The following is an 11,865-nucleotide window of genomic DNA, read 5'->3' as shown; positions in this document are numbered from 1 at the left end:
GTCGCGAATCGCGTGTTATCCGCCGAGATTTGCACTAACTTTGAGAGTAATGCCCGCTTCGGCGTACTGCAGGTTAAGGTCCCGGTAGACGCGGGTGGTGGCTCCACGAGAGGCAGGGATCATGGATCTCGAAGCGATACTTCTGATTCAACGACTCAAGTACCGGTATGCGCGTGCGCTCGACACCAAATCGTGGGTTGAACTCGCCGATACATTGACGGTCGACGCGACCGCGATCTACGGCGAGCAGCTCAGCTTCGATTCCCGTGATTCATTTGTGTCCTTCCTCGAGAACACACTCGGCTCCCACATCATCACCGAGCATCAGTGTGGGCAACCGGAGATCGATGTCGACGGCGACACCGCTACGGGGGTGTGGTGTCTCGCGGATACCGTCGTGGTGCCGGAGGACGGAATGTTGCTGCGGGGGTCCGCTTTTTATCACGACCGGTATGCATTGTGCAGTGACGGGAAGTGGCGGATTTCGCACACCAGTTACGAGCGGACCTGGGAGTCGGTCGTGTCGTTGTCCGACATGCCGAGTTTCCGCTTGACCTCGAACAAGTGGGCAATGCTGCAGCCGTCGTCGTTGGGTAATTCGGTAGTGCGCAACGTGTCTTGATCGCGGCTATTACAGTCGTTGAATGGCCGAGGACGTTTCACCCGAGTTGGATACACGTGCGTGGATCCGAGGCATTCCGGCACTGACCGGCGTCGCACCGGATGCTCCGACTGAATTTCCGTCCACACCGAGTGCGTTGTTTCTTACCTGGCTGCGTCAAGCCGTCGACGGCGGAGTTACTGAACCGCACGTGTGTGCGTTGTCCACTGTCGACGATACGGGCATGCCGGATTCACGGTTCCTCATCCTGAAGGATGTCGGCGCCCGCGGTTTTTGGTTCTCGGGATCGGCTCGATCGCCGAAAGGTGTTGAGCTCACGGCCAATCCGCGCGCCTCGTTGGCTTTCTACTGGCGCGAGAGTGGTCAGCAGGTACGTGTGCGCGGTGTGGTCCGCGAAGGAGACGAGCAGATACGGGCACGAGACTTCGTCGAACGGTCTGTGACAGCACGCGCAGTGGCGACGGCGAGCCGGCAAAGTCAAGAGCTGGCAGACTCGCGTGACTACGAGCGTGCGGTGGCCGGTGCGGTCGACAGCATCGAGGCTGATCCGGCATTTGTCTCCGACGATTGGCGGGCGTGGTGTCTCGAGCCGGAGTCCGTCGAATTCTGGCAAGCAGACCCGGGTCGCCGACACCTGCGGTGGTTGTACCGGCGTACGTCAGACGGGACATGGACGGTCACGAACTTGTGGCCGTGACCGACCACGGAAATCGCCCTGGTGCAGTCAGGTTGCGCTGATCTCCGGTGACACGAGATTGACGACGATAGATTGGCCGCCGAGTTTTGCATGGATCTCGGGATGCTCGAAGCCTGAGGACAGCAAGTAGCTTCCCAACATTGTAAGCAGTTCATCCAGATTGATCGTGGGATCGGCTGAATAGGTGCCCGACGGTGATGAATGGTTGGCAATGAGTTCGGTGTGGGTGAGGCGCCCGGCGACGCGAACTGCTGCTACACCCATCGCGTCGCGCCGGACGACGGTGCGGCTGCGAGTCTCGAGGGTTCGTGACGATTCACGTGACGGTGTGGGGGTTGGGGCAGGCATGGAAGGGTCCTCTCCGCTGCTGTGTGCGGCCGTGCTTCGGTCGGGGAGCGGAAAAGTGAAGGCACCTGTCGGCCCGGTCGAGAGTGCGTCCTCGATAGGCCTGACAGACAGGGTGTCTGTGGTTGCCGCGGAACTGCTCGTTCGTGAGCCGTTGGATCCGTTGGACCCATTGGTGAGGCCGTTTGTCGAACCACCGTTAGCCGAACCACCGTTGGCCGAACCACCGTTTGTCGAACTACCGTGGCCGCTTGCTCCATGCGAAGTCTTGTCTTCCATTGTTTCGCTCCTGATGCCCGTAAACAGACCGTCGGTTTGCATAGTGCTGGCAAACATACCAGGAGTTGGTTTCGGGTCGCACTCCCTCGGTGGGCGGAGCTAGGTGAGTACGGGCGTCCGTCGTTGGATTCGGAGCCATGACCAGAATCCCCAGAGAACAAAAAATGCGTAGACGAGATAGAGGATTGCCGACGGGTAGTAACCGGCGCGGAAGAGTAGGGGAACACCCACGGCGTCGACGCCGATCCAGATGAGCCAGAACTCGGTCCACCCACGGGCCATGCCGTAGGTGGCGAGGATGGATCCGGTGAAGATCCAGGCTTCAGCCCAGGCGCCGTACGATCCCAGGACATTGAATATCCAAGCGAAAATAACTGTGCCGCTTATCATTACGGCAACCATTGTGAGGCGCTGGTGCGTGGATGCCCAATGGGGCAGGACTGCGTTTCCGGAGCTTTGCGCCCCGCGTCGCCACTGCGTCCAGCCGTAGATGCTGACGGTGATGAACAGCAGTTGACGGCCGGCTTGTCCGTACAGGTTGAGTTCCTGCGGCGTGTGGAACAGTGCGCCCATGAACACGGTGAACAGCAGGGCATTTCCGGCGATACCGACCGGCCATGCCCACACCGAACGCCGTGCCCCGGCAATGGCAGACCCGATGCCGAAGGTGTTGCCGATGATCTCCCGCCAGAGAATCGTGGCGCTGCCGATGTGTAGTTCGGCGTCGAACAGCGCCTCGATCAGACTCATCAGTCAGCAGCGGCGACGAGTGGTTCGAGCGTCAGATCGGGAAGTTCCTTCTGGATGTACTGCAGGCGCCACTTGTCGCTGACCAAAGCGAGCATGACGCCGTCGGAACGGGTGAAGACCTCGACGCCGCGCTGACGGTTGAGCTCCACCTCGGACTCGGCATCGGTACGACGCGCAAGGGCGTAGCCGAGCGGTTCCATCTTCGCTTCGACGTTGAACTCCGACTTCATGCGGGCTGCGACAACCTCGAACTGCATGGGTCCGACGGCGGCCATGACCGGGGAAGCGTCGCCGCGAATGTCGTTGCGAAGGATCTGAACGACGCCTTCGGAGTCGAGTTGGTCGACGGCGCGTCGGAACTGCTTGTACTTGCCGGCGCTCTCGGCGCGCAGGATCGAGAAGTGTTCCGGTGCAAACGACGGGATGGGCGGGAACTCCACCTTCTTGTCCGTGTACAGCGTGTGACCGGGGGCGAGCGCGGTTGCGTTGACCAGACCCACGACGTCGCCGGGGAACGCGGATTCAACGGTGGAACGCTCGCGGCCGAAGACGGTCTGGGCGTACTTGGTGGTGAACGGCTTGCCGGTCTGGGCGTGCGTGACAACCATGCCGCGCTCGAACACTCCGGACACGATGCGCATGAACGCCAGACGGTCGCGGTGCGCGGTGTCCATGCCGGCCTGAACCTTGAAGATCACGGCGCTGAACGGGTCGGTGACCTCGCGAGGCTTGCCGTTCACGTCTTCGCGTTCACGCGGCGGCGGCGCCAACTCCACAAGGGTGTCGAGGATCTGACGGACACCGAAGTTCAGCATCGCGGACGCGAAGATGACGGGTGACGTCTGACCGGCCAGGAACATTTCCTGGTCGTGATCCTGGCCGGTGGCCGAGAGCAGTTCACTCTCTTCAGCGGCGGTCTCCCACTCGGAGCCTTCCTTGGCCAGGGCGGCGTCGGCGTCCATGATCTCTTCGGGAGCGATCTTTGCGCCACCGGCGGTACGGGTGAATCGGACGTACTCACGAGCTGCGCCGTCTTCGCCGCGTCGCAGCAGACCGCGGAAATCGCCGGCAATGCCGACAGGCCAGTACAGGGGAGTGGGGGTGAGGCCGATGCGTTCGCTGATCTCGTCGAGCAGTTCGAGCGGCGTCTGACCGGGACGGTCCCACTTGTTGATGACGGTGATGACCGGGATGCCGCGGTGACGGCAGACCTGGAAGAGCTTGAGTGTCTGCGGCTCGAGGCCCTTGGCCGCGTCGATAAGCATGACGGCCGCGTCGACAGCTGTCAGGACGCGGTAGGTGTCCTCGGAGAAGTCGGAGTGACCCGGGGTGTCGACGAGGTTGATGACGTTGATCGTGTTGTCAGGCGTCTCGGACGAGTGGTAGTTGAACTGCAGCGCCGTGGAGCTGACGGAGATGCCTCGGGCCTTCTCCATTTCCATCCAGTCGGAGACCGTGGACTTGCGCCCGGCCTTGCCGTGGACCGCGCCGGCCTCGGAAATCTTCTTGGCATGCAGCGCGAGCGCTTCGGTGAGCGTCGACTTACCGGCGTCGGGGTGAGAGATGACAGCGAAGGTGCGACGACGGGTGGCTTCGGCAGCCAGGCCCTTCGTCGTGGTGGGGATCGACGTCGTCGCTAGGCCTGCTGTGTCTTCGCCCGTGGCGTCGGACTGGACAGTCGAGTCGGTAGGGACAGTCGAGTCGGACGGGGTAGTCAACGAAGAACCTCTCGCAAGTGGGTACAGCGCGCGGTGAAGCAAGGGCGCAGAGTGCGGACGCACAACAGAGAAAGGATACTCGCCGCCGCATTACCGGTAACACTCGGCGAACTTTGTCTGATTATCCACATGGGTATGCGCTACATCACATGGCGTTCGAATGGGTACAACAACTGCATCAAAGCGTTCTTAGGAGTTGCGTTGAGCAAATTCACAGACGAAATGTATGCGAGTGCCGCAATCAGTAATCGCGGCCTGGTGACGGGTGAGCCGGAGAGCCCGTTTCGACAGACCTGGGGTGAGATCCATCAAGACGCACGACGGATGGCGGGTGGGCTTGCCGACGCCGGGATTGCTCATGGGGCTGCGATCGCAGTCTTAGCCGGTCAGCCGGTGGACATCGCGCCGGCGTGTCAGGCGAGTTGGATGCGTGGCGCTTCCGTGACGATGCTCCATCAACCGACGCCACGTACCGATCTGGCGGTCTGGGGTCAGGACACGCAGACGGTGATCGACATGATTTCCGCGAAGGTGGTCATTCTCGGAGCCCCGTTCGGTGTGGCGAAACCGCTCCTCGAGGAGCGCGGTATCACTGTGGTGACAGTGGAGGAACTGCGGAAAGGTCCCTCGATCGATCCGGTGCCGACGGCCGAGTCGGATATCGTTTTTCAGCAACTGACGTCCGGTTCGACAGGTTCCCCGAAGGCAGTGCAGATCACGCACGAGAACTTCTATGTCAACGCCTACGCGATGATCAACCGCATCAAGTTCTCGATCGACGACGACGTGATGGTGAGTTGGCTTCCGCTCTTCCACGACATGGGGATGGTCGGATTCCTCACGGTTCCCATGCAATTGGGGGCCGAAATTGTCTCCATTACTCCGTTGGACTTTCTCCGTAGCCCGCTGCTGTGGGCAGAGCTGATGGGTAAGTATCGCGGAACTGTCACGGCTGCACCGAATTTCGCGTACTCCCTGCTGGCTCGTCGGCTTGCGCAGGCGCCGGACGGTGCCGTTGATCTCTCGAGCGTCCGGTACATGTGGAACGGCGCCGAGCCGGTAGATCCGGACACCATGGTTGCTCTCGCCGAAGCCGGCGCTCGGTTCGGCCTCGATCCCACTGCGCTTGCACCCTCGTACGGAATGGCGGAAACAACGCTGGCAGCGTCGGTCCCCGATCCGAATCAGGGACAGGTTCTCGACTACGTCGATCCGGACTTTCTCGAAGCGATGTCCCGCGCCGTTCCGTCGACGAGGCAGAACGCCCGGGCGATGGCGACCCTGGGACGGATGGTTCCGGGCTTGGAAGGGCGCGTTGTCGACAGCGAGGAGCAGGTTCTGCCGGCGCGCGGAGTCGGAATCATCGAAGTTCGTGGACGGGCTGTCACCGCCGGGTATCTCACCGTGGACGGACCCAAACCGGCGCAAGACGCCGACGGTTGGCTCGACACCGGTGATGTCGGCTACTTCACCGAAGAAGGCCTCGTTGTCGTCTGTGGCCGTGTCAAGGACGTCATCATCATGGGCGGTCGCAATGTCTATCCGACTGATATCGAGCGGGCCGCGGGAACGGTCGCCGGAGTGCGCCCGGGAAATGCGGTTGCGATTCGTCTGGACGCAGGTCAGAAGCGTGAGAGTTTTGCCGTCGCAGTCGAGACCAACGCGTTCGAGGATCCTGAGGAGGTCAAACGCATCGAACGCGAAGTCGTCAGAGCCGTCGTTTCGGACGTGGGAGTACGCCCGCGCGCCGTGGCAGTGCTCGGCCCCGGCACGATCCCCAAGACGTCGTCGGGCAAATTGCGTCGCGCGAACTCGGCTGCGTTGCTCGGAGCGTCGGATCAGTGAAGGCGGTTCTGCGCCGCTTCGAGACCTAGCTCGAGTAGGAGTTCGACGGCGTCTGCGGCTTCCTCGCACACGAGGTCGAGTTCCTTACGTTCCGCAGCGGAGAAAGGTTTGAGGACGTAGTCGGCCGGGTCCATCCGACCCGGCGGACGGCCGATGCCGACGCGGGTACGCAGATAGTCCTTGGTGGCCAGGGAACTCGAAATGGAGCGCAGGCCGTTGTGGCCACCTTCGCCGCCGCCGAGCTTGAGGCGAATGGTCCCGAAGTCCAGATCAAGTTCGTCGTGGACGACGATGATGTTTGCCGGATCAACGGAGAAGAACCGGGCCAGCCCAGCTACGGCGCCGCCCGAGAGGTTCATGTACGAGCGAGGTTTGCCCAGGATCACGCGTCGGCCGGCCAGGCGGCCCTCGACGATCTCGGCACCACTCTTCTTGTGCGCGTTGAACTTTCCGCCCATACGGCCCGCGAGTGTGCCGGCAACCATGAAGCCCACGTTGTGGCGAGTCTTCTCGTACTGTGGGCCGGGGTTACCGAGTCCGATCACCAGGGCGGTGTCTGTGCTCAACGGATGCTGTCCTTTACGGGCTCGAGGATACGACGCGCAAACGGCGCGTCACTTCCGAAAACTCGGAAATGACGCGCCGCCGGCAAGTGAAGCTTGCGAGGATCAGGCCTCGGCTGCAGCCTCGGCTGCTGCCTCGGAAGCATCCGTGGCCGCTGCGGTGACGTTGATGATCAGCGTGTCCGCATCTGCCTGCAGGATGGAGCCTTCCGGCAAAACGAGCTGGCTTGCCAGGATCTGCGTGCCGGCCTCGAGGCCTTCGATCGAAACCTCGATCGACTCGGGGATGTGCAGCGCGTCTGCCTCGATGGAGATGGAGGAAGCATCCTGAGCGACCATGGTGCCGGCAGCAGCGTCGCCGACAACGATGACGTGAACGTCGATGGTGACCTTCTCGCCCTTCTTGATGACGAGGAGGTCAGCGTGCTCGATGTAGTTGCGGATGGGGTGCACGACGATGGACTTGACCAGTGCAACCTGGTCCGTGCCGTCGATGTCGAGGGTCAGGATGGCGTTGGTGCCGTGTGCACGGAGGATGCGAGCGAAGTCGCGAGCCGTGACGTTGAGGTGCTTCGGGTCTTCACCGTGGCCGTACAGAACCGTGGGGACCAGGCCGTCGCGACGTGCACGGCGAGCCGCGCCCTTGCCGAATTCGGTGCGGGTAACGGCGACGAGGTTGTTCGCTACAGACATGATGAAAAGCTCCTACAACTCACGGAATGCGTGCTCGGTGTGTACTGGCGGTGTGGCTCTCTTGTCACAAACGAGTGGACAGGCGCGCACGGCCAGGAGCGAAACGCTCGAGCTGAACCGTATCCGCGTCGATCACGGTAAACCTGCAGCATGTGGAGCAGCTGCGATTCACCCTCGCCGAGACAACTTTTCATACCCTACCGGAACTCGTGCGTCGGAGCGAATCACCGCACGAGTTCCGGTACTGGTAGCGGCGCTAGCGAGCGGCGCTGATGCCGGCGCGACGACCGAAGAAGCTGCCGTCGCCGAGGCTTGTTCCGCTGGCATATCCGCCGGCGCAGACGCCGGAGGTGCAGCGGCCCGCAGCGAAGAGTCCGGGGATGGGCTCGCCGGAGACGTGCAGAACCTCGGAATTGACGTTGGTCTTCAATCCGCCGAGGGTGAATCCGCCGGTACGTCCACGTAGATCGATAGCGGCGACGGGGCTTCCGATCGGCTTGACCCATTCGGAGTTCTTGCCCAGCAACGGATCCGAACCCTCGGCGGCGTGACGGTTGTAGACGTCGACGGTGGATTGCAGTGCGCCGGCAACGAGGCCCATCTCAGCTTCGAGTTCCTCGACGGTTTCGGCGACCCACTTCGGCTGGGCCCGCAACTGGATGGTCTTGGTTTCGGCTGCGACGCCCTCCTCGTAGGCAGCTTCGTCGATGACCAGGAATGCCTGATTGTCCTGCTGAAACAGTGCTGCCTGACCGATCCGGCCGGGGTACGTGTCTTCGGGGATGAATCGCTGGCCACGGCCGTTGACCAGGATGCCGCGCGCCATCAACTGGGGGTCGCAGAAGAAGGCAACTTCGGTGGCATCCATATGGGCGGTGTCAGCGCCGAGAGCCTGCCCGATCTGGATCGCTCGGCCGTCGTGCGCCTCGATGGAAGCTGCCGGATGTCCGAAGATCTTGGGAGCGTTGGAACGCACCATCTCGTCGTTGTACGCAAAACTGCCCATAGCCAGCACGACGCCCTTGCGGGCCCGGATGGTGACGTCCTTGCCGTAGCGCTTGGCGACGATCCCGACGACGCGTCCGCTCTCGTCAACGACGACGGTCTGCACCCGCAGATCGTATTCTGCTCGTACACCCAGCTTTTCGGCAGTTTCGACGAGCGGTGTCATCAACATGAAGCCGGCGCCGTGCTCGCTGGTCGTCTTGCCCGACATCTGCGGGACGTGACCGCGCGGTGCCGGATCGACGAGGGTGTTGAACGGTGCGGCATTCTCGCCGCCGGAGTACATGAGTCCGTCGTCGTACGGCGGTTCCCAGCCGGGCTGACCCCAGAACGTTTCCTTGAATGCAACGCCCGCATCCACGAGCCAGTTGAAATGATCGACGCTGCCCTCGCAGTAGGCGTCGATCTTGGCATCGTCGGTTCCGGGGCCCAGTGCAGCCTTCATGAAGGTCTTCATATTGTCGACGGTGTCGTCGAATCCGCAGGCCTTCTGGAGCGGTGTGCCGCCGCCGAGGTAGATGATGCCGCCGGCCTGCGATGCTGCGCCGCCCCATCCGCCGGTCCGTTCGAGTACCAATACCTCGGAGCCGGCGCGTGCGGCTTCGATTGCTGCGGTGACACCGGCAATGCCGTAACCAGCGACAACGACGTCGGCTTCGTAGTCCCAGGTGGTGATGTCGGCGGCAGAAATCGGATTAATTGTGGCGTCAGCCATGTGCAGAGTCCTCTCCAAATGTGAGCTAGGTATCACTTACATTTGCAGTTCTGGTCGACTTTGCGCACTGTCGTCCCAATCATCGGGAGATCTGTAGATCCCGCACCGAGCCGAGAAATTTGTCCAGGTCCGCGTCGTCGACAAAGCAGTGCGGGGAGGCCCGCACGACGGCGTCGAGCCCCCTCGCGGTCATATCGAGGAGAGTCGAACTGCGACTACTGACGGTGACCGTGATGTTCTGGGCGGCAAGGTGATCGCGCACCTCGGCGGCTTCGTGGCCGTCGAGCGTGAACGAGACGATCCCACTCAGGTGTGCGCCGCGATCGTGAACGGCAACGCCTGGCATGGTTTTCAGTCCGTCTCGAAGATGGTTCGCCCGCAACTGGATCTGCTGCGCAACGGTTTCCGTCCCCAGGCCGAGCAGATAGTCCGCGGCGGCGCCGAGTCCGAGTCGAGCCGCGACACTGGTCTCCCACAACTCGAATCGTGTTGCATCCGGCGCGGGAACATAGGCGTCGGCGTGGGTCCACGCGGCGCCGTGCAGGTCCATCGAGACCGGTTCGAGGGCGTCAGCCAATCCGGGACGTACGTAGAGAATCCCGGTGCCGCGTGGACCGCGAAGCCATTTGCGGCCCGTTGCGCTCAACGCGTCGACGCCCAGCGAAATCACGTCGATAGGTAATTGGCCGACGGATTGGCAGGCGTCGAGGAGAACCAACGCGCCGTGGGGTGCGGCAAGTTCGACGACTTCCCGGACCGGATTGATCAGTCCGCTGTTGGTTGGCACGTGAACTACAGAGATCAATCGAACTCGGTCGTCGAGCATCGATTCGAGTGCGTCGAGGTCGATCCGGCCGTCGGCGTCGCTCGGAATCACCTCGACCTGTGCGCCGGTGATGCGGGCGCGGCCGAGTGCGGCAATTGCGTTGCTGGCGTACTCGACTCCGGAGATCAAGATGCGGTCACCGGACTTCAGGGGTACCGCGTTGAAAAAGTCGTTCCAGGCGCGGGTTGCGCTGTCCGTCAGCGCGATATCCGATGCCTGGGCGCCGATCACGCGGGCGATCGAGTGCGGCACCGCGGCCAAGGCCTCGGCCTGCCGACTGGCTGCGACGTACCCGCCCACATCAGCTTCGAGGCGCAGATGTTCGATCATCGTGGTCACTACGGATTCGGGTGGGAGCGAGGATCCCGCGCTGTCGAGGAAAACCTTGTCTCGGCATCCGGGAGTATCGCGGCGGACCGTATCGAGATCGAACATGGCACCTTCCGTTCACATCGGTGTGGTTCTAATACCTTGTGAACGAAGCTATACCGATGGAGCGAAGGCTGGGCACCCTCGACGCGGTTGTCATCGGTTTGGGCGCGATGATCGGCGCCGGAGTCTTTGTGGTGTTCGCACCGGCGGCGGCAGTTGCGGGTACCGGCCTGTTGTTCGGGTTGGTGTTCGCAGCCTTTGTTGCGTACTGCAATGCGACGTCGTCGGCGCAACTTGCGGCGCGCTATCCGACTTCGGGTGGAACGTACGTCTACGGCCGTGAACAACTGGGGCCGTGGTGGGGCTTTGTTGCCGGCTGGTCGTTTGTGATCGGCAAGACCGCGAGTTGCGCAGCGATGGCTCTGACATTTGCGACTTACGTTGTGCCCGAACCATATCGGAAGCTCGCGGCGATTCTGATCGTGGTAGTCCTGGTCGGTGTGAACTATCGCGGGGTCACCAGAACTGCGCAGATGGCTCGGGTGATTGTCGCGGTGTCGTTGACGGGGCTGGGCGTGGGGTTGGCGACGGCATTCTGGGGCCGCGATGTGGATCTGGCACTTCCCGATTTTGCAGTGGGGTCCTGGTACGGCGTTCTGCAATCGGCGGGATTGTTGTTCTTCGCCTTCGCCGGCTACGCCAGGATCGCGACGTTGGGAGAGGAGGTCCGCGATCCCCGGCGCACTATTCCGCGGGCAATTCTCATCGCGCTGACGGTAGCGATTGTTGTGTATGCACTGGTAGCGACGGTTCTCCTGGTGACGCTGGGGCCAGAGAAGCTTGCTGTGTCAGCCCGGCCGCTCTCCGACGCCGTCGCCGCGGGAGGTGTGGCGTGGGCGGTGCCCGTTGTGGTGATCGGCGCCGCCGCAGCGTCCGCGGGTGCGCTGTTGGCGTTGATCGCCGGTGTCAGTCGAACGGCGATGGCAATGGGCCGAGAACGGGACCTTCCCACCACTTTTGCGGTTGTTCATCCGCGATTCGCGGTGCCCCATCACGCTGAACTGACCGTGGGCGTCATCGTGATTCTCTTGGTGTCTGTGGTTGATCTCCGTGGGGTGATCGGGTTTTCGTCGTTCGGTGTGTTGTTGTACTACTTCGTGGCCAATGTCAGTGCATTCGTGCAGGGTGACGCGGATCGAATGTTCCCGCAGTGGCTCCAACTGGTGGGCGCCCTCGGTTGCGTGGTTCTGGCATTCACGCTGCCGGTATCGGCCGTGGTAGCAGGCGTAGGTGTGGTTCTGGTGGGTTGTGGGTATCGGTGGTTACGACTGGAAAAAACCAGCGACACGTAAAGGGACAAAGCGTGCATGTCGGGCTCAGGCGCTCTATGGTCGGTAGCGATCATCAGTAGGGCCCGCTAGACACCACCCGAAGG

General features: G+C 62.3%; 11 protein-coding genes. 4 read left to right on the top strand and 7 right to left on the bottom strand.

Going from position 1 to position 11,865, the window contains the following annotated elements:
• The first annotated feature begins 121 nt into the window (after positions 1–121).
• On the top strand, positions 122–622 hold the full coding sequence (locus BDB13_RS26420) for a nuclear transport factor 2 family protein (RefSeq protein WP_094275230.1): 501 nt from the start codon (positions 122–124) through the stop codon (positions 620–622).
• Between the two features lie 22 nt (positions 623–644).
• On the top strand, positions 645–1,319 hold the full coding sequence (locus BDB13_RS26415) for a pyridoxine/pyridoxamine 5'-phosphate oxidase (RefSeq protein ID WP_094274389.1): 675 nt from the start codon (positions 645–647) through the stop codon (positions 1,317–1,319).
• Between the two features lie 27 nt (positions 1,320–1,346).
• On the opposite strand, the gene BDB13_RS33165 is transcribed toward BDB13_RS26415, so the two are convergent.
• From BDB13_RS33165 to BDB13_RS26400, 3 genes are all read right to left on the bottom strand, one after another.
• Positions 1,347–1,667 carry a hypothetical protein gene (locus BDB13_RS33165; protein ID WP_254922972.1) on the bottom strand — a complete coding sequence of 107 codons (321 nt, stop codon included), beginning with the start codon at positions 1,665–1,667 and terminating at the stop codon, positions 1,347–1,349.
• Positions 1,668–2,042: 375 nt separating this feature from the next.
• Entirely contained in the window at positions 2,043–2,693 is a 651-nt protein-coding gene (gene pnuC / locus BDB13_RS26405; RefSeq protein ID WP_094274388.1) for a nicotinamide riboside transporter PnuC, read from the bottom strand.
• A complete protein-coding gene (locus BDB13_RS26400) occupies positions 2,693–4,318 on the bottom strand; it encodes a peptide chain release factor 3 (RefSeq protein WP_094275228.1) in 1,626 nt (541 codons plus the stop codon). The genes pnuC and BDB13_RS26400 overlap by 1 nt, the downstream gene beginning before the upstream one ends.
• A gap of 294 nt (positions 4,319–4,612) precedes the next feature.
• Here BDB13_RS26400 and BDB13_RS26395 point away from each other — a divergent pair, with 294 nt between their 5' ends.
• Complete coding sequence (locus BDB13_RS26395) at positions 4,613–6,256, top strand: fatty acyl-AMP ligase (RefSeq protein ID WP_094275227.1); 1,644 nt, start codon at positions 4,613–4,615, stop codon at positions 6,254–6,256.
• Here the strand turns inward: BDB13_RS26395 and pth are convergent.
• The 4 genes from pth to BDB13_RS26375 form a co-directional block, all read right to left on the bottom strand.
• On the bottom strand, positions 6,250–6,822 hold the full coding sequence (gene pth / locus BDB13_RS26390) for an aminoacyl-tRNA hydrolase (RefSeq protein WP_094274387.1): 573 nt from the start codon (positions 6,820–6,822) through the stop codon (positions 6,250–6,252). The genes BDB13_RS26395 and pth overlap by 7 nt on opposite strands.
• A 102-nt stretch (positions 6,823–6,924) precedes the next feature.
• Entirely contained in the window at positions 6,925–7,512 is a 588-nt protein-coding gene (locus BDB13_RS26385; RefSeq protein ID WP_094274386.1) for a 50S ribosomal protein L25/general stress protein Ctc, read from the bottom strand.
• A 256-nt stretch (positions 7,513–7,768) separates the two neighbouring features.
• Positions 7,769–9,232, bottom strand: coding sequence for an FAD-dependent oxidoreductase (locus tag BDB13_RS26380; protein ID WP_094274385.1), 1,464 nt, complete (start codon positions 9,230–9,232; stop codon positions 7,769–7,771).
• 79 nt (positions 9,233–9,311) lie between these two features.
• Entirely contained in the window at positions 9,312–10,493 is a 1,182-nt protein-coding gene (locus BDB13_RS26375) for an aminotransferase class V-fold PLP-dependent enzyme (RefSeq protein ID WP_094274384.1), read from the bottom strand.
• Between the two features lie 56 nt (positions 10,494–10,549).
• Here BDB13_RS26375 and BDB13_RS26370 point away from each other — a divergent pair, with 56 nt between their 5' ends.
• The gene (locus tag BDB13_RS26370) at positions 10,550–11,782 is read left to right on the top strand and encodes an APC family permease (RefSeq protein ID WP_094274383.1); all 1,233 of its coding nucleotides are present in this window, start codon (positions 10,550–10,552) and stop codon (positions 11,780–11,782) included.
• The last annotated feature ends 83 nt before the right edge of the window (positions 11,783–11,865 follow it).

This window comes from Rhodococcus sp. OK302, from assembly GCF_002245895.1.
Classification (GTDB): Bacteria; Actinomycetota; Actinomycetes; order Mycobacteriales; family Mycobacteriaceae; genus Rhodococcus_F.
The sequence above is the reverse complement of the archived record's forward strand: the minus strand, read 5'-3'. Positions and strand labels throughout refer to the sequence as shown.